At 64.0% G+C, this 19,302-nt stretch carries 10 protein-coding genes and 1 pseudogene; 9 read left to right on the top strand and 2 right to left on the bottom strand.

All coding sequences use genetic code 11. The annotated features are described in order from the left end of the window. Positions 1 to 101: 101 nt before the first annotated feature. From LGN17_RS10230 to LGN17_RS10215, 4 genes are all read left to right on the top strand, one after another. The gene (locus tag LGN17_RS10230) at positions 102 to 3,872 is read left to right on the top strand and encodes a calcium-binding protein (protein WP_226196430.1); all 3,771 of its coding nucleotides are present in this window, start codon (positions 102 to 104) and stop codon (positions 3,870 to 3,872) included. Positions 3,873 to 3,974: 102 nt separating this feature from the next. Then, a complete protein-coding gene (locus LGN17_RS10225) occupies positions 3,975 to 6,161 on the top strand; it encodes a type I secretion system permease/ATPase (RefSeq protein ID WP_226196427.1) in 2,187 nt (728 codons plus the stop codon). Then, positions 6,158 to 7,501: an HlyD family type I secretion periplasmic adaptor subunit gene (locus LGN17_RS10220; RefSeq protein ID WP_226196425.1), complete on the top strand. Its 1,344-nt coding sequence runs from the start codon at positions 6,158 to 6,160 to the stop codon at positions 7,499 to 7,501. Before LGN17_RS10225 ends, LGN17_RS10220 begins: the two co-directional genes overlap by 4 nt. Beyond that, positions 7,473 to 8,930, top strand: coding sequence for a TolC family protein (locus LGN17_RS10215; RefSeq protein ID WP_226196423.1), 1,458 nt, complete (start codon positions 7,473 to 7,475; stop codon positions 8,928 to 8,930). The genes LGN17_RS10220 and LGN17_RS10215 overlap by 29 nt, the downstream gene beginning before the upstream one ends. A gap of 51 nt (positions 8,931 to 8,981) precedes the next feature. On the opposite strand, the gene LGN17_RS10210 is transcribed toward LGN17_RS10215, so the two are convergent. Then, a complete protein-coding gene (locus LGN17_RS10210) occupies positions 8,982 to 11,426 on the bottom strand; it encodes a DUF3772 domain-containing protein (protein ID WP_226196421.1) in 2,445 nt (814 codons plus the stop codon). Between the two features lie 548 nt (positions 11,427 to 11,974). On the opposite strand from LGN17_RS10210, the gene LGN17_RS10205 reads away from it, so the two are divergent. The 4 genes and pseudogenes from LGN17_RS10205 to LGN17_RS10190 form a co-directional block, all read left to right on the top strand. Continuing rightward, positions 11,975 to 13,123 (top strand): RHS repeat-associated core domain-containing protein, encoded by a 1,149-nt coding sequence (locus LGN17_RS10205; protein ID WP_226196419.1) that lies wholly within the window; start codon positions 11,975 to 11,977, stop codon positions 13,121 to 13,123. A 330-nt stretch (positions 13,124 to 13,453) separates the two neighbouring features. Further along, a complete protein-coding gene (locus LGN17_RS10200) occupies positions 13,454 to 14,881 on the top strand; it encodes an MFS transporter (RefSeq protein WP_226196417.1) in 1,428 nt (475 codons plus the stop codon). Positions 14,882 to 15,251: 370 nt separating this feature from the next. Continuing rightward, positions 15,252 to 16,571, top strand: coding sequence for a hypothetical protein (locus LGN17_RS10195; protein WP_226196416.1), 1,320 nt, complete (start codon positions 15,252 to 15,254; stop codon positions 16,569 to 16,571). A 3-nt stretch (positions 16,572 to 16,574) separates the two neighbouring features. Continuing rightward, positions 16,575 to 16,922 (top strand): annotated as a pseudogene (locus tag LGN17_RS10190) (nucleoside hydrolase); the annotation flags it as partial. Here LGN17_RS10190 and LGN17_RS10185 read toward each other — a convergent pair. Then, complete coding sequence (locus LGN17_RS10185) at positions 16,883 to 17,191, bottom strand: nuclear transport factor 2 family protein (protein WP_226196415.1); 309 nt, start codon at positions 17,189 to 17,191, stop codon at positions 16,883 to 16,885. The pseudogene LGN17_RS10190 and the gene LGN17_RS10185 overlap by 40 nt on opposite strands. Positions 17,192 to 17,372: 181 nt before the next feature. Between LGN17_RS10185 and LGN17_RS10180 the strand changes: the two genes are divergently transcribed. Then, positions 17,373 to 19,283: a WG repeat-containing protein gene (locus LGN17_RS10180; RefSeq protein ID WP_226196413.1), complete on the top strand. Its 1,911-nt coding sequence runs from the start codon at positions 17,373 to 17,375 to the stop codon at positions 19,281 to 19,283. The last annotated feature ends 19 nt before the right edge of the window (positions 19,284 to 19,302 follow it).

Below are 19,302 nucleotides of genomic sequence, written 5' to 3'. Positions count from 1 at the left end.
TGGGGAAGTGCCGCGCATGACTGGAAGACGGCCATGAACCAATTCGCTATCCTTTATGCAGATCGGTTCGTCCGACCTTCCGTGTAATTGTTCCACCCGCCTTGAACACGGAAATCCTGACACTCCCGGTTACTCGTTATGTATCGGGCGAAACCACAATCGAGTTCGCCGACAATTTCACGACCACGAAGACCGACACCAACGGCGACGGCGTCTTCGACAACATTAAAACAGAAACCCGCATCGGTAACGGCGCAAGCGTAGTCCGCGAAGACACCAACGGCGACGGCGTCGTCGACCGCAACTTCGTCGTGAACGGCGGCCAGCGCTACGACCTGTCCAACGTCCGCGATGCCGCCTTCGCCGACAGCCTGCTGTCACGATATCGCGCCACCGGCCTATTGAGCGGTACGAGCTACCTGGATCTGAGCCAGGTCATTTCCCGGACGCTGACCTACGGCGGGAAGAACGATTACGGCTTCACGATGCCATCCGGCTGGTACAACCCGATCGGCGCGTTCTACGAGGCGAAAAGCCTCGAACTCGACACCGCGGCGTCGATCGCGAACAAGACTCCGGTGTTGCTCAATGCACAGCGACAAGGCTTGAGTGCTGAAACACTGCGCTCACTCGACATCAACCGCGACGGCAAATTGTCCGGTGTGGAACTCAATGGCTTGCAGGTCTGGGTCGATACGAACGAGGACGGCATTGCGGATGCTGGCGAGTTCCGGACGCTCGATCACGCAGGTATTTCTGAAATTCGTGCCGTTGATTTCGATATCGTGACTCGTGGCAACAGCCGATATGCGAACGGCCCGGCCACCACACCGCTCAAGGGCAGCGAGGTCACGGGCCAGCCAGGGCGAATCTATCTTGCCCCGGCTGTTCCCTTCTCCAATTACCGTGCGCTGCGCGACACCGACAACACGTACTGGATCAATTCCAGTCAGTTCATCCACTTCGGTGCGAGTCAGATCAAGATCAACAACGGTAATCGAACCTATCTCATCGGTACCGACGGAAACGACGTATTCGACGCGAACTACTACGCCGCGTACGGCCACTGGATCAACAGCGGTTTGCTCGTGAACTTCCTCGCCGGCGGCGGCGACGATGTAATGGGCGGCAGCTGGCGCAACGACAATCTGTGGGGCGGCACCGGCAACGACACGCTGTTCGGCTACGACGGCGACGATCGGTTGTACGGTGAAGAAGGCGACGACGAGTTGCAGGGTGGTGCGGGCAACGACGTGCTCGACGGGGGCTCCGGCAACGATTCGCTGTTCGGCCAGGCCGGCAACGACATCATGAACGGCGGCGATGGCGACGACATCATGATGGGCTTCACCGCGTCCAACGAAGCGAAGCAGGCACTCGCACCGGGAGAAACGGACGACGACGTCATGTACGGTGGTGCGGGCAACGACCGGATGTGGGGCGGCCTCGGCAACGACTACATGGACGGTGGCGACGGTGCAGATCTCGTCCACGGCGGTCACGGAAACGACACGATATTCGGTGGTACCGGCAACGACGAATTGCACGGCAACGAGGGCAACGACCGACTTCTCGGCGAAGGAGGCCACGACCGGATATTCGGCGAAGCGGGCGACGACGTGATCTGGGGCGGCGATGGTGACGACGTACTGGTCGGTTTCACCGCCAGCAACGATGCGAAGCAAACGTTGTCGTCGGGCGAGACCGACAACGACGCGCTCTACGGCGGCAACGGCAACGATGCGTTGTATGGCGGTCTTGGCAACGATTACCTCGATGGCGGCAACGACGACGACTTCCTCGACGGCGGAGAAGGCGATGACACGCTCTTTGGCGGCGCCGGCAGCGACGAGCTGAATGGCGGCAACGGCAACGACGTCCTGTCGGGGGAAACCGGCAACGACAAGATTTTCGGCGGCGCGGGCAACGACACGATCTGGGGCGGTGATGGTGACGACATTCTCGTCGGCTTCACCGCCACCAATGATGCGAAGCAGTCTCTCGCCGCATGGGAAACCGACGACGACACGATCTACGGTGGCGCCGGCAACGACCTGATTCTCGGCGGCCTCGGCAACGATCTGCTCTATGGCGAGGCAGGCAACGACGAAATTCAAGGCGGAGCCGGCCACGATCGGCTGTACGGCGGAGACGGCAACGATCGCTTGTTCGGTCAAGTCGGCAACGACATCCTGTACGGCGGCGCGGGCGACGATCTGCTGGTCGGCTTCACCGGCGACAACGAGGAGAAGAGGACGCTGGCTCCGGGCGAGACGGACGACGACTATCTCTACGGCGGGGACGGCAGGGATACGCTGCTCGGCGGTCTCGGGAACGACTATCTCGATGGCGGTGCTGGCGCGGATCACATGGAAGGCGGGCAGGGTAACGACACCTATATCGTCAACAGCGTCAACGATGTGATTCTCGAGTACGCGAATGAAGGTTACGACACGGTGATCAGCAGCGCGAACTACATCCTCAATGCCAACATCGAGGAATTGCGCCTCGTCGAAGGATTCGACATCAACGGCACGGGCAATGCGCTCGATAACGTGATCGTAGGCAACAGCGCGGACAACATCCTGGACGGTGTGACGGGCGCCGACACGATGATCGGCGGCAAGGGCAATGACACCTACTACGTCGACAACGTTGGCGATCGTGTGGTGGAACGGGCGGGCGAAGGGATCGATACGGTTCAGAGCAAAATCAGCTACGCGCTGGGCGACCATGTCGAGAACCTGAATCTGCTCGATTTCGGCAAACCGGAAAAGGGTCTCGTCGATGGCGCTTCCGTACTGGTATACGGTTACCCGAAGGCGAACGAACTGGATTACATGCAGGGCGACGCGGTTCCGACGTTCCAGGGAACGTGTGCGCTGACGTCGATCGCCAATCTGCTTACGCAGATCGGGACGCCGACCACGGAGGGAGAGGTGGTCAGGCGGGCGATCGACAACCAATGGGCGATCACCAGCCCGGCCGCGACCGACTATCAGCGAGGCGGATCGAACTACGTCCAACAACAGGCGCTCCTGAAAAGCTACGGCATTACGAACAATCTGCTCGCGGGATACGACGAGCATGCGGTCGCGAATCTGGTTCGAAGCGGTCGAGGTGTGATTCTCGCGCTGAACGCCGGTCGGCTCTGGGGAGATGGTGCGTATCTCGACAGCGGCGGCGTCAATCACGTCGTCACGGTGACCGGTGCGGTATATGGCGAGGCAGACGGTGCGCTCAAAGGCTTCTACATTGCCGATTCGGGACGTCAACGTGTCAGCGACATGACCCGTTACGTGAGCCTTCAGGAGTTCAGGTCGGCCGCCAACGTGCCGAACTCATATGCGATTTACACGGCCGAAGCGCTGAAACTGTGGAACGAAGACATCGATGGTGTCGGCAATGCGCTCGACAACACGATCATCGGCAACCGGGGCAACAACGTGCTGGATGGCGGTGCCGGCAACGACATTCTGGTCGGTGGCCTCGGCAACGATACCTATCGATTCGGTCGCGGGTCCGGCCGCGACACGATCCGGGACGACGACGAAACGCTCGGTAACTGCGATGTGATCAGCATCGGCGCAGGCGTATCGGCGGATCAATTGTGGTTCCGTCACGTCGGCAACGATCTGGAGATCAGTATTCTCGGCACCAGCGATACCGCTACGGTTCGGGACTGGTACCTGGGCTCACGGTATCAGATCGAGCAGATCCGGGTAGACGACGGTCGGACGCTCGTCAACGCCGATGTCGAGAAGCTGGTACAGGCCATGGCGGTATGGTCGCCGCCGGCCGCGGGGGCGGTCACGCTGTCCCCAGAGCATCAGGCCGCGCTTGCGCCGACGCTGGCGACGAGTTGGCGTTAATTCCGGTTCCCGAAGATCGATCCGTCCGGTTGCACATTACGTGCGACCGGACGGCCCGCTGCCGGCCGTATCGCATTTCCTTCCTCGCCTCGTGTTCCCTTCATGGACAGTTCCATTCTCCGGCCTCCAGCGTCGTCTCCGACGCAGGATGTCGACTCCGGTCTCGCCGTCGTTCTGACGATGGCCAGCCTGCACGGTATCGCAGCCGACGAAGCCGCGTTGCGACATGAATTCGGCTTCGGCCGCTTCGATACTCAAACAATCCTGCGGGCCACGCGTTCCCTCGGCATGACGGCTCGGGCCGTTCAACAGAACATCGAACGACTGGATCGGGCGCCTTTGCCCGCGGTCGCACGGGCGAAAGGCGAAGGTGGCTATTTCGTGGTCGCGCAGTACCAGGCCGCGGATGGAACACGTGCGCCTCGAATGCTTGTCCAGTTTCCGGGTGAGGCACCTACCGTCCTGACCCGCGAGCGTCTTCTGGAGATCTGGACCGGCGAGCTCATCTATTTCACGAGCAAGAGCAGCATCGCGGGTACCCTGGCGCGCTTTGATTTCAGCTGGTTCATTCCGGCAATCGTCACGTACCGGAAGCTGCTGGGCGAAGTTCTCGCGATATCTCTGGTGTTGCAGTTGATTGCGCTCGCCACACCGCTCTTCTTCCAGGTGGTGATGGACAAGGTACTCGTCAACCACGCGATGAAGACGCTGAACGTAATCGCGGTGGGGCTCATCTGCGCAACGCTGTTCGAAGCGGCGCTGTCGGGAATTCGGACGTGGGTATTTGCGCATACCAGCAGCAAGATAGACGTCGAACTGGGCGCGCGACTCTTTCGTCACCTGCTGGCATTGCCGCTCGCCTGGTTCCAGGCGCGCCGCGTTGGCGATTCGGTCGCGCGGATTCGGGAACTGGAGAACATTCGCACATTCCTGACCGGCAATGCCGTGACCGTAGTGATGGACCTCGCTTTCTCGGTCGTTTTTCTTGGCGTGATGCTGTGGTACAGCACGTGGCTTACGTTGATCGTCGTCGTTTCAATTCCTCTTTACGTTCTTTTGTCGGTCGTGTTTACGCCGATCATTAGGCGGCGTCTGAACGAAAAATTCAATAAGGGCGCCGAGAATCAGTCGTTCCTCGTCGAAACCATCAGCGGGATCGATACGGTCAAGGCGATGGCGCTCGAACCGCGCTGGACGGATCGATGGGACCGTCAACTGGCCGCTTATGTGAGTTCGGGCCTGTCGGCGACCAACGTTGCCACGATTGCAAGCGGCGGCGTGACGTTGATCAGCAAGCTGGTGACCGCGGCAATCATGTGGCTGGGCGCCACGCTGGTGATCGACGGCAAGTTGACCGTCGGCGAGCTCATCGCGTTCAACATGCTGGCCGGGCAGGTGTCCAGCCCGATACTGCGTCTCGCTCAGTTGTGGAACGACTTTCAACAGGTAGGGATTTCGATGGGGCGTCTCGGGGATATCCTCAATACGGCGCCCGAAACCGCAGCCAAAAAGACGCGAGTACCCCGTCTCGAGGGCGCGATCGAATTCGACCAGGTATCGTTTCGCTACCGGCCGGATGCGAGCGATGTCATCCGGCAGATCTCCGTCAGGATCGCGGCGGGCGAGGTCATCGGAATCGTGGGCCGCTCCGGGTCGGGCAAAAGCACGATGACCAAGCTCGCGCAGCGGCTCTACGTGCCGGATCGCGGGCGAGTGCTGGTCGACGGGCACGATATTGCAGTGATCGATACGGCGAGTCTGCGCCAGCAGATTGGCGTTGTCCTGCAGGAAAACACGCTGTTCAATCGTTCTGTGCGGGACAACATCGCGCTGGCTCGACCCACCGCGTCGATCGACGCGGTGATCGATGCAGCGAGGCTGGCCGGTGCACACGAGTTCATCTGCGAGCTTCCGGAGGGTTACGACACGCTCGTCGGCGAGCATGGCACGGGGCTCTCGGGCGGCCAGCGGCAGCGCATCGCCATTGCTCGCGCATTGATGACCGATCCACGCATCCTGATATTCGACGAGGCGACCAGCGCGCTCGACTACGAATCAGAAGCCGTCATACAGGCCAACATGCGGGACATCTGCGCGCGGCGTACGGTGTTGATCATTGCACATCGGCTTTCGGCGGTGCGCGATGCCGACCGGATTCTCGTGATGGATCGTGGGCAAATCGTGGAAAGCGGCACGCACGACACACTGCTGCGCACGCCGAATGGAATCTACTCGCACCTGTATTCGTTGCAACAGGGCGGGCGCGATGTAGCAAAGGCACGGATATGAGCATGCGACAGCAGGCAGGGGCCTGGCGTGAACTGGTCGGGCGTTATCGCGATGTCTGGCGTCACTGCTGGAAGCAGCGCCATCGGATGACGTTGCCGACATTCAATGCGAACGAGGCCGAGTTTCTGCCGGCGGCGCTGTCTGTCCAGGCGGCACCTGTCTCACCGGCAGGCCGGTGGGTCGCGCGCATTCTCATCTTGCTCGTAATGACGGCGATCGTCTGGTCGTATTTCGGGAAAATCGACATTGTTGTCGACGGCGGCGGCAAGATCATTCCATCCTCCCGGACCAAGACGCTGGCGGCGGTCGAGGTCGCCAGCGTGCGAGCGCTGCACGTGCGCGACGGACAGGTCGTGAAGACTGGCGACGCACTGATCGATCTCGATACGCGCGTAATCGACGCCGAACGTCAACGGGCGGACGGCGACCGGCTGAATGCGGTACTGCAAGTCGAGCGTGCCCGGGCGTTGATCGACGCGATCGACACGGGGCGACAGCCTCGACTGGCGGGCGTGGAGGGCGTGTCGCCCGAGCGCCGGCGCGAGGTCGAGCGGCACCTGCTGGATCAATGGCGCGATTTCGTCGCGCGACGGGACCGTCTCGACAGCGAAATACACCGGTACAGTCAGGCTGCTCCGCTTGCGGCGCGTCGTGCGGACGATTACGCCAAGTTGATGGAGACCCGTGACGTTGCGGAGCACGCGTGGATCGAGGCCGAGCAGCAGCGCATCGATACGGCGGGACAGCTTGCGGATGCTCGTCACCAACGCGCGGCTCTCGTGGCAGAGACGCGAAGGAATACCCAGGATGCGTTGAACGATGCGCAGCGTATCGTGGACGCGTCGTCGGGCGACATGCGGCGCGCGGAGGCACACGGGGAACTGCTGCGCCTGACCGCCCCGATCGACGGAACCGTCCAGCAGCTTGCCGTCCATACCATTGGGACAGCGGTGCCGGCCGCACAGCCGCTGATGCAGATCGTGCCGCGAGAGGGGGCGGTAGAAATGGAAGCATTCGTCGACAACCGGGATATCGGCTTCGTTGAGGAAGGGCAGGCCGCCAGCGTGAAAATCGATGCGTTCGAGTACACGAAATACGGCACGTTGTCGGCGAAAGTGAGTCATGTCTCGCGCGATGCGATAGACGACGACAAGAAGGGACTCGTCTACTCGGTCAGGATCCTGCTTGATCGTTCGACGCTGGTGGTGGACGGTCGCGAGATCGCACTGTCGCCGGGTATGTCGGGTAGTGCCGAGATCAGAACCGGTACGCGGCGGGTGATCGAATATGTGCTGTCGCCGTTGCTGCAGCATGCGCGGGAGAGTTTGCGTGAGCGCTAGGAGCTTGAAAGACGGCGTGTGTCCGTGGATCTTCGGCCTGGTGTTGGTTTCAATCACATGCAGTGCCGAAACACGCGGGATTCCGGATGGCCTGGCCGATCCGTTGCTGACTCGTCCACCGGTGCTGGATGCGGGGCAGCGATTACCGGGCGATGACATGCCAGTTGCATGCGCTTCGTCGACTGGCCCGGCGAAGCCGCTGACGCTTGGTGATGCGGTTGATCTTGCGCTATGCCACAACCCCCGTATTCGAGCGGCGTGGGCATCGATCAAGATCCAGGCCGCTGCGGTGGGTGAAGCCAGATCGGCATGGCTCCCCACCGTTAACGGGTCGATCAGCCAATTGACGACTTATAACCGGTATTCCGATGCACCATCGATGAATACGCGCGGCGTCGGTCGAACGTCGAACGCGACGTTGAACTGGCGGTTACTCGACTTTGGTGGGCGAGCCGCAAACCGCGCGGCGGCACAGCAACTGCTGACCGCAGCACTGGCGGGCCACGACGCAGCGATGCAAAAGGCGGTCGTGGATGTCATCGGTAGCTATTTCGATGTTCAGAATGCTCAAGCGGCGTTTGCGGCGCGTACCGAGTCCGCGACTTTGGCGGAATCGACGCTGCGTGCGTCGCGTAAGCGGCTGGCCATGGGCGTTGCATCCCGAGCAGACGTATTGCAGGCGGAAACAGCGTTGGCCAAGGCATTGCTCGCTGCACGGCGAGCGGGCGGGGAGGTGGCTCGGGCCCGCGCCGAACTGGTCTTTGCGACCGGTCTGCCCGCCGGCACGCGGGTCGAGGTCGAGGAGGCAGTCGTACCGGTTGCGCTGGACGCGGAGCGCCAGCTAAGCGACTGGCTTCGCGCGGCCGAAGGTTCTCACCCCGAGATCCGGGCGGCGCGGGCCAAATGGAAGGCTGCGCAAGCGAAGGTCACGACCGTGCGGTCCGACGGAATGCCGACCCTGGATCTAAGCGGCACGCTGTCGCGGAACGGATATCCGAATCAGGGATTGCAGTCAGTGCGGGCGACGCAAACCAGCATCGGCCTGACTTTGACGATTCCGTTCTTTGACGGCTTTTCTCGCACGTATCGGATTCGCGGCGCGCAGGCTCAGGCCGAACTGGCACAGGCACAGCTTCTCGATACGCAGCAGCAGATTCTGCGTGACGTGCTGAAGGCCCATGCCGACGCGGAGACGACAGCGGGCAACCTGGATGCGTCTGCACGCTTGCTGGCTGCCGCGGAAGCGGCGCTGACATCGGCGCGCAATCGTTACGCGTTCGGCGCAGGAGATATTCTGGAACTGCTGTCGGCACAAGCGGCGCTTGCCGATGCCCGCCAGGAACGGGTGCGAACGCTGGCTGAGTGGGAGGCGGCACGGTTGCGGCTGTTTGCCAGCGCTGGCGTCATCGGACGATGGGCATTTCGGTAGTACCGGAGATGGTCGTCGCGATAGCCACAGTGCGCGACCGGCCGTCTTTGTTCACTTCTCCACCGTCGGCATGTTCTGCACCACCAGCATCTGCGGGCTCGACAGCGTGATCCCCGCCGCGCGCAACTGCTTCAGGATCTCGAACAACAGATCGCTCTTCGTCGAACCGGCGATCCGCGGGCTCGACACGTAACCCGTCACGCTCAGCGTGATGCCATCCGGCGTGAGCTGGCTGAACGTGACCGACGGCGCCGGCTTCTCGAGAATCGCCTCGTGCGAGCGATACGCGTCGAGCAGCAGGTCGCGCACCTGCTCGGGGTCGGTGTTCAGCGGGAACGTCAGCACCAGCGTCGCGACGCCCTGCGTGCTGTTGCCCATCGTCACGTTGCGCAGGTTCTGCGAGATCAGTTGCGAGTTCGGCACGATCACGGTCGAGCGGTCGCTGAGCTGGATCTCGGTCGCGCGCACGTTGATGCGGCGGATGTCGCCCTCGACGCCCGCGATGCTGATCATGTCGCCGACCTTCACCGGGCGTTCGGTCAGCAGGATCAACCCCGACACGAAATTCTTCACGATCTCCTGCAGGCCGAAACCGATACCCACCGACAACGCACTGACGATCCACGCGAGGTTGTTCCACCGGACGCCGAGCAGCCCGAGCGTCATCAGCACGAGCAGCACGTAGCCGACGTTGGTGAACAGCGTGATCAGCGACACGCGCATCCCCGTATCCATGCCGAGCGCGGGCATGAACTCGCTGTCGAGCCAGCGGCGCAGCGAGCGCAGCAGGTAGAAGCCGATCGCGAAGCCGATCACGGCGTTCATGATCCGGTCGGGCATGATGTTCAGGCTCTGCAGCCGCTGGCTGCCGATCATCGCGACTGCACTGTCGAGCAGATCGCCCGGCGTCGTGCCGAAGCCGCCCGTCATCAGCGCGATGGCCGCGATCAGCATCAGCAGGCTCGTGCCGAAACCGGACAGGACCGTGCGGGCCTGGTCGAGGTGCCGGTCTTCGAGTGCGAACAGATGCTTGATCTGCTGGCCCGTCGACAGGCTCGGCGAGAACAGGCTTTCGCTCGCGTCGCGTGTCAGCTGGATCAGGATGTAGGTGGCGCACAGCACGATCTCGAACCACACGAGTTCGTACGTGATGAAGCGCGCGACCGTGATGTAGCCGATCAGGAGTGCGATCAGCGTTGCGACGATCGCCAGCGTGACGCCGGCGTGGATCAGCCCGGCGAGCGTCGAGCGCTGCTCGGGCGCCTCGCCGGCCGCCGCGAGCCGGCTACGCGCGCGGTTCGAGCGCAGCAGCGACGCGCCGACCGTCACCGCGACGACGAGCGACACGATCCCGCGGCCGAACAGCGTGACCGACAGGCTCGTGTCGACGATCCGGTTGATCGATTCGAGCGTGCCGGACATCAGCAGCAGCGCGGCCAGGATGCCGGGGAACGGCTTCATCGCGCGCGCGACGGGATCGGCGAGCGCGGGCAGGCGCCACGACGGATGCTTCGTGCAGAGCAGCGCACGGCCGAGCCCGGCGATCAGTGCGCAGGTTGCGGCGAGCTTCGCGAACTGGTCCCACAGATCGCTCAGCGCCGGCGTGAGGTCGTAATGGCGTGCGACGGCGAGGTAAAAGATCTGGACGGCGATGGCAGTTGCCAGCAGCGTCGACAACGCGGTCGACAACGCCAGCGCGCTGCGGCGCAAGCGGGTGGCCGGCAGGCGGTTCACGCAGAACCACGCGAGCCCGCGCTCGATGAGCCGGCGGCCGCCCATCCATGCCGCGAACGCGGCAACCAGCAGCAGCACGGTGATCGCCTTTTGTCCCGGCACCCACGACGAGCGCAGCATGTCGAGCATTTCTTCGTCGAAATCCCCGAGCCGCTGCGCGTCGTCCGGTGAGAGATGGAACAGCGGCAGCCAGAACTGCGCGCTGAAAATGCCGCCCGAACGGAACGCGAGCTGGTTCTTCAGCAGGCCGCGATGCAGCTTCGCGAACTGCTCGTTCAGGTTCGTGAGGCTGGTCTTCTGGTCGGCAACCTGTTTCAGCGCCGCATCGATCTGGGTCTTGCGCGTATTCAGCGTGGCCCGCTGCTTCGCGACGGCCGGCGCTTCCGGCGCGGCGCCCTCGGCAGGCGCCGGGCCCAGGACGTCGAGTTGCGCCTGGATTTGCGCGCGCTGCGGGACGAGATCGCTCTGCAGTTTGTCGACGTCGGTGCTCAGTTCCTGCGTCGAGTCGCTGAGCGCGTCCAGTTCCTTGCTGTTGGACGCGGTCGAGGTCTGCTGCTTGATGCGGTCCAGTTCCGCCTGCATCTGCTTGAGCTGCGCGACGGCGTCGTTCAGCGAGATGGCCGGGACGGGCGCGCCGACGCCGCTCGCGCTCGGGGCCGATGCGGCCGCCGGAAACGCCGACGCGGTCGCGATCGCGGCGAACTGCAGCAGCGCGATCAGTGCGATCCGGCGAGCGTAGTTGGATAGTCGTTGTATGAACATGGAATGCTTACGATTTGCCGACGATGCCAGTCGCCGAAAGGCGCCCGGAAGCCGGTGGTTGGCCCGGTAGCATGTTACCGGGGTGTGGCGACGAGCGATGTTCGAATCCGCGGGGGCGGAATCGGGGCGCCGCATGAGGGCGACGGGCCACGATCTGGCGGCTTATGCCCGGTTGACCGGGCTTGCGTGGATCGTGCCCGGCAGGAAAGGTCGCGGTTCGTGGTGCTCGGTGACGCTGATCAGCCAGATAGATGGTTACCGAATTTACATACCATTCGGGGCAAGTCGCGCCAAAAAATAGGGCGCGATAGCCCGTTTTAGGTGCGGGGTCGAGCGCCGTGACCTTTCATTTTCCAGTCGCCCATTCGTCGGTGTAATGCCGCGGTTCGCTGGCATGACGTCCAATATATGAACCGGGGACGGCTTCCGCGAGCCGAAAAACGAACAACGAAAAGAATCCTGAGAGCATGGCAGATCAAAAACTCCCGCCGGGCGCGGAATAAGAGCAGGCCACCCCGTGGCTGACCGATGTGCATCCGGACGACGTCGTGGCGTCCGGCGAAGGCTTCAACGCGTGGCTGATCAGCGTGACGAACGGCTACGTGAACGTCGACCGGCTGGCGACGGTGGCCAGCATGATTCCGGTCCTCAACAACCTCATGGCGCTGGCCGATGCGCTCACCGGCATCGTCTCGATCATCCGCAAGCGTGGCGGTGAACTGCTCGACTATCTCGGACTGGCGATCAACCTGATCGGCGTGATTCCGTTTCCGCCGGTACTGGCGCCGATGCGCCTCACGGCTCGGCCGCTGCTGGCGCTGATCCGCAATCAGCTTCTGATTCACAAACGCGACATCGGGGCCGCGATCGTGTCGATCGTCGTCACGCACGTGCAGGCGTCGTTTTCGACCGAGGTCGAGGACTTCCTGACGAAGCTGCAGGCCGTGGTCAACGACCTGATCGATCACTGCGCGGCGAAAGCGCAGGAAATCTTCACGGGTCTGGCCGACGGCATCGACGCGGTGGTGGCGGGCAAACTGTTCTGGGGCGAAGCGCGGGAGGTGATCGCGCGGGTGTCGCAGCGGGCGGGTATCGCGCCGCGGAACCCGATTCGGTTTCAGGGGCAGCAGGAAGATGCTGAGACGGGGCTGAGGTATAACCGGAATCGATACTATGATCCTCGCGTAGGGCGATTTGTTTCGAAGGATCCGATTGGACTCGACGGCGGCATCAACGTTTATCAATACGCGTCAAACCCCGTCGAGTGGATCGATCTGTCAAAGATTCGAGACTATGGCGTCATCTGGTCAGACATCTTGATTCCGCTCGTAAGCGAAGCGGTGCGTGTTGCGATTGAAGAACTGGTGAATGACGACGATGTTCAGTTCATCCCAGCAGATATTAGATCGAGCGGAGAGGCTATTGATGGCTCGTACTTCCTTCTCAGCCCGACGAGGATGGTTGACGTGGTTGATCACGACGTCTCCGAGCCGATAGTGGTGAAAGTGTCGGGATTTCCTGACGCCAAGGTCGGCTTCAAAAAGATGGTCTTGCGCCCCGAGTTTCCCGCCAATGGCATTGGTCGGCAATACGACTCTCCAACATACATTATCGTCGGGGATCAACTGGCTGATGCTGTACTGCGTGCGACGAAGAAAGGAGTCAGATTCACTACGGGTATCCCACCTGCCGGTTGATGCCAAACTGACCGACCATGCCTGGAGCAGCAACTCGCTGACCTGCTCCGAGGATTTTCGCGACGAGGCCGTCAGGCGGGGCATCAAGGGAGTCGAATTTCCGGGTGTGGAGAGCGTAGATTGGCCGGCGGTCAAGCCTGTTTGACGCAGTGCCCCGTTCGCCAGCGATAGTGGAACTGGCCGGACCACAGCCGTTCCGGTGCGCCTGTCGCCCGACCGCGCATCAGCCGGTTGATGTGCTCAGGCCCACGCCTCGCTAAAATGCGCGAAGCCGCTCGCCAACACCTACTGGTAGCGCCAAGACAATCAAGAATCCGGAGACTTGCCACCATGGCATCCACCCAGCCCGACCCGCTCGTCGCAGCGGGCGCCGCCCGCCCTGCGGCGATCGACCCCGGCTCCATCTCGGCCCGCCTCGACCGCCTGCCGCCTACCCGCACCGTCTGGAAACTCGTCGTCCTGCTGAGCCTCGGCTTCTTCTTCGAACTCTACGACCTGCTCTATAGCGGCTACGTCGCCCCCGGCCTCGTGAAAAGCGGAATCCTCTCCGCGACGACGCATGGCCTGTTCGGCACCACGGGCGTCGCGAGCTTCATCGCCGCGCTGTTCTCCGGGCTCTTCATCGGCACGATCGCGTGCGGCTTCCTCGCCGACCGCTTCGGCCGCCGCGCGATCTTCACGTGGTCGCTGCTGTGGTACACGGCGGCCAACGTCGTGATGGCGTTCCAGGACACCGCCGCCGGGCTGAACTTCTGGCGCTTCGTCGTCGGTCTCGGCCTCGGCGTCGAGATGGTGACGATCGGCACGTACATCTCCGAGCTCGTGCCGAAGCAGATCCGCGGCCGTGCATTCGCGTGCGAGCAGGCGGTCGGGTTCGTCGCGGTGCCGGTGGTCGCGTTCCTCGCATACCTGCTCGTGCCGCATGCCCCGTTCGGCCTCGACGGCTGGCGCTGGGTCGTGCTGATCGGCGCGCACGGCGCGCTGTTCGTGTGGTGGATCCGCCGCGAACTGCCGGAAAGCCCGCGCTGGCTCGCGCAGCAGGGCCGGGTCGACGAAGCCGATCGCATCATGCGCACGCTCGAGGCGAAGGTCGAAGCCGAATACGGCCGGCCGCTGCCGCCGCCCGCGCCCGCCGAGCCCGTGCCGCCGCGCGGCAGCTTCCGCGACATGTGGGTGCAGCCGTATCGCAGCCGCACGATCATGATGACGATCTTCAACGTGTTCCAGACGGTCGGCTTCTACGGCTTCGCGAACTGGGTACCGACGCTGCTGATCAAGCAGGGCATCACGATCACGTCGAGCCTGATGTATTCGAGCGTGATCGCACTCGCCGCGCCGATCGGCCCGCTGATCGGCCTGATGATCGCCGACCGCTTCGAGCGCAAGTCGGTGATCGTCGCGATGGCGGCGGCGATCGTCGTCTGCGGGCTGCTGTTCAGCCAGACGACGGTAGGCGCGTTCCTGATCGTGCTCGGCATCGGCCTCACGCTCGCCAGCAACATCATGTCGTACAGCTTCCACGCGTATCAGGCCGAACTGTTCCCGACGTCGATTCGCGCACGGGCCGTCGGCTTCGTCTATTCGTGGAGCCGCTTTTCGGCGATCTTCTCGTCGTTCGTGATCGCGGCCGTGCTGAAGGGTTTCGGCACCTTCGGCGTGTTCGCGTTCATTGCCGGCGCGATGGTGATCGTGATGGCGGCGATCGGGCTCATGGGGCCGCGCACGAAGGGCATTGCGCTCGAAACCATCTCGAAGTGATCGGTGGTCGCGCACGCATGTCGCATGGTTCGTGCGGCATGCGTGCGATGCGATGGTGATTGCATCGCGTATCGGAAATGATCTGGCATACGAATCGATTTGAAGATGCAGTCGTGCCTTGGCGAAACACACGGCTCCCTGTATCGATCTCGAACGCCCAATGCACAAGCCTGCCACGCAATCAAACGGCGAGCGGCAACGAGTTGAAACAAAGCGTGACGAAGCGCAAAACCGCGCCGTTCCTCCCTGCCGATTCTTGCGCGGACGCGTAAAATGAAGGGCCTGACGACTCATTAGCCGCCATCGGGCCGGTTGCGTTGCAACAGCGAACGGCTCCACCGCGAAGAGGCGTCGGCGCCGGGCGCATACGATGCGCCGGATGTGTCGATGGCTCGCGCGGAAGCTGCGCCGCTCGCAACAGCAGCATGCGGCGGCCGGATCGGCCGATGGCTTCGAACGTATGATGCTTTTCAGCCAAGCGCGGCGATTTGCGAAGCCGTGTTGTCTTGCTCGTGTCGCCGCTGCGTGTTTCTGGCTCGTTGCGGCACTGCCGATCTCCGTGCTTGTCGCGCGGCCTGCCTTTGCGGCGTCCGACGCACCGTCGCCCGCTGCTATGCCATCCTCATCAGTCGAGTCGCCCGCATCGGCGGCTTCTCGCGCGCATGCTGCTTCGTCAGCGCGTGCATCGTCGGGTGCGTCGGCGGCCCAGCCCGCGCCTGCGGCATCACACGCACATCCTGCGGAGCCTGCCAGTCCGGCATCGGGCGCATCGGCGCCCTCCGCAGCTTCTGCTGCTTCCGCCGCATCAGCCGCCACACCTGCATCGGCCGCGTCCGCCACGCCCGCCAGCGAGGCCGAGGCACCCGCGCCGACACCGCCGCGCCAGCATCCCCCCTTGTCGGCAGAAGAGGCAAAAAATGCGACGGCACGCGCGGTCGACATGCGCAAGCGCTTCACACAGGAAGTCACGCGGCGCCTGAACGTGCCTGCAAGCGAGCAGCGCGCGTACGGCGAGCGGCTCCAGAAGGCGCTCGCCGAAGCGAACCTCGGCAACCTGGCGGGCGAATACATCGCGATGGTCGACCGCTCACCGAACGTGCAGGCGCTGTTCATCTACTTCCGCGCGACGCCGGCCAACGCGTGGATGATGATCGGCGCATCGCCGGTCGGCACCGGGCTGCCGGGCCAGTACGACCATTTCCTGACACCGCTCGGCGTGTTCCATCACTCGCCGGACAACATGGATTTCCGCGCGGAAGGCACGACGAACGAGAACGGCATTCGCGGCTACGGCCGCCGCGACATGCGCATCTACGACTTCGGCTGGGTGGACGGCGAGCGCGGCTGGGGCAAGGGCGGCGTGTCGCCGATGCGCTTCCAGATGCATGCGACCGATCCCGATCGCCTTGAACCGCTGCTGGGCATACGGCACTCGAAAGGGTGCGTGCGGATTCCCGCGTCGCTGAACACGTTCTTCGACCGGCACGGCCTGCTCGACGACGATTACCAGGCGCGCGTCGAGGCCGGCAAGTCGCTGTGGGTGTTGCGTCGCGACCGGGACATCACGCCGATCGCGGGCCGCTACCTGGTCGTGATCGACAGCGCACGCAAGACGCGGCCTGCGTGGTCGCCGTTGCCGGGGCGCAAGGCGTGGTCGAAGGTGCCGAAGGGCGGCGACACGGCGGACTGACCGCCGATCACGCCGGCGCGCGTCGCGCCGTTCCGTGCGCTCGGTAACCGCTGCGGCGCGATCGTCGCCGGCATCACGGATGCGGAACTGGCCTACAACAAGAAGCGGCGCGGCGTCGAAGACGCGCCGATGTACGACCCGATCGCGCTTGGCTATCTCGTCGATCCGACGCTGTTCGGTGGACGCAGGGTGAACATGATGGTCGAGACGACCGGGCGGTGGACGCTTGGCGAGATGGTCGTCGACTGGAACGGGCGCAGCGGCCGGGCGGCGAATGCGACGTGGATCAACGAGGTCGACGCGGACCGCTTCTACGCGACGCTCGTCGAGCGCATCGCAACGCTGCCCTGAACGCGGGTAGTCACGCGATGCGCGGCTTCGTCGATCTCGATGATCGGATTGCTCGCCCCATGCTTCGTGCGCGGTGTGCCGCGCGCATCACGCTGGACGCTTGCGCTGAGCAGTGCGTGCAGTTCATCCGCGCTGATCATTGGCGCACGTTCCAGCGTCTTGATGCGCGCGTGCCGTAACAGCTCGGCGACGCCCGGCAAGTCACCGGTGTCCAGCAGTTCCCCGTAGCGGTAGAGCGGGTTCGCGATCTCGACTGCGCTGTGGGTCACGCGGGCGCCACCGTCGTTGAACGATGACGACGATAGTGCGCAGCGCGCGGCGGCTCTGCTTCGTCCGGGTGGACTCATCCGGCGCGGGGCGCGGTACCGGCAACTGCCTTCGTCATCGCGCGCTCCTATAATGAGCGCCGACACGAAAACAGCAACAACAAAGACGAGGGCGACCCTTCCGATGGGCAATCGATCATGGCTGTATCTCCAGGCCGGTGACGGCGACGACGCGCGAACGATCGCGCTCGCGGAATCCAATAATCACTTTCCGCTGCTGTGGCGCGTGCTGCTCGCCGATGGCGGCGCGGGCGACGCGATTACCGAGCAGCGCGTGTTCGGCGATGCCGGCACGCCGAATCTCGCCAGCGACGCGCGTGCGGCGCATGCGCGACTCAGCCGGCTCGCGTCGTTCGTCGTCGCGTATCCGCTGCCCGGTGACGATCCGGCGCTCGCGCGTCAGTTCGATGCGCTCGTGCGTCATCTCGGCGAATCGATCGACGCGCTCGGCGATGCGCACGGCGCACCACGGTTTTCCGCGAATCTCGACGAGTTGTCGTGGTTCGACGGCGGCGATCCGAACGACTACATCGACCAGGAACGCGATACCTGCACGCGCCTGTGGTGGCAGGTCGCGAACTGCATGGACTTTCGCGACGTGCACGGCGTGCGCGATGCGCTCGAGATCGATACGCCACCCGACTGGCGCGACTGGGCGTGGGGCTTCGGGTTCGGCTGCATGTTGCATCACTATTTCGTCCGTCAGGAGCCGCCGCGCGGCGTGATGTTTGCCGAGATGTTCGATGCCGGCGAGGTGCACGGCAACTGGCTCGGCCGCGGCACGTTCAGCTTTCGCGCACGCAACGGCCTGTGGGGCGTGCGGCGTGAAACCGGCGACGCGTGGCGCGTGATCGTGCCGCCCGAGTGGACGAGCCTGTGGACGAGCGGCGCGCGCGACGGCCGGTTGCTGTGGGCCGCGCGCGACGGGAAGGTCGGCCTGCTGTTCGCCGATGCCGATGCCGATGGCGACGAGATGCGGATCGTGTGCGAACCGTCATTCGACGCCGTGTGGGATTTCAGCGGCGACGTCGCATGCGTGCGCATCGGCGAGCGGTTCGGACTCGTGCGCACGGACGGCACGTGGGCGCTCGAACCGTCGCTCGACGATTTCGGCGATTTCACCGGCGGGATCGCATCCGCGAGCCTGGACGGCCGCTGGGGCTTCGTCGACACGCACGGTGCGTGGGTGATTCCGCCGCGTTTCGACGATGCGCATGAATTCGAGAGCGGCACCGTCGCGGCGGTATTCGAAGGCGAGCGGTGGGGGCTGATCGGGCGCGACGGACAATGGCGCGCGCCGCCCGAGTGGGACGCGCTCGAATGGTCGTCCGAATGCGGCGCCTTCGTCGCGCAGCGCGATGGTCACGTCGGCCTCGTCGATGCGAAGGGCCGGGTCGTCGTCGCGCCGCATTACGCGGAAGTCGCCAGGCTGACCGACGACGAACGGACGGACATGCTGACCGAGCTCGGCGCGATCCGCCACATCGTTCGGCGCGACGACGGGCGGTGTGCGATTGTCGACGGGCAGGGCCGCGTGCTGACGCCGTTCGACTTCGTCAACATGGGGGCGCTGCCGTGGTTGCCCGATGACGAAGCCGTGCCGGGCGAGCTGTTCACGCGTTACGCGATCGGCGTCCTGCCGGGCGAGCCGGTGCAACTCGCGGTCTGCGATCTCGAGACGGGCGCAACGGTCGCGCAGGGGCGCTACGACGACGTGGCCGGCCTGTTCTGGGGCGCCGATCACGGCTGGCTGGCCTGGGTGCAGGACGAGAGCGGCCACGACGTGCGGGCGACGGTGCTTCGCGCGGGCGGTACCGTGCTGCATCCGGCGCGTTATACGCGGATCGGTGACGATGCGCTGTTCGACGACGATCGCAACGCCGGCGCCGGACACGCGATGCTGATGCCGTGGTTCGTCCGCCGTGTCGCGGTCGCGCAGAACTGGAGCCTGGGCGAACCGGTCGCCGCATTGCGCGACGACGGCGTGCCCGTATGGCTATACGCGGACGGGCACGCGACGACGACGCGTCGATAGGCCGGACTGCTGTCGTGCG

The sequence above is a fragment of the Burkholderia sp. AU30280 genome, from assembly GCF_020420125.1.
Taxonomy (GTDB): domain Bacteria; phylum Pseudomonadota; class Gammaproteobacteria; order Burkholderiales; family Burkholderiaceae; genus Burkholderia.
Note: the sequence above shows the minus strand (reverse complement) of the source record. Positions and strands in the feature narration are given on the sequence as shown.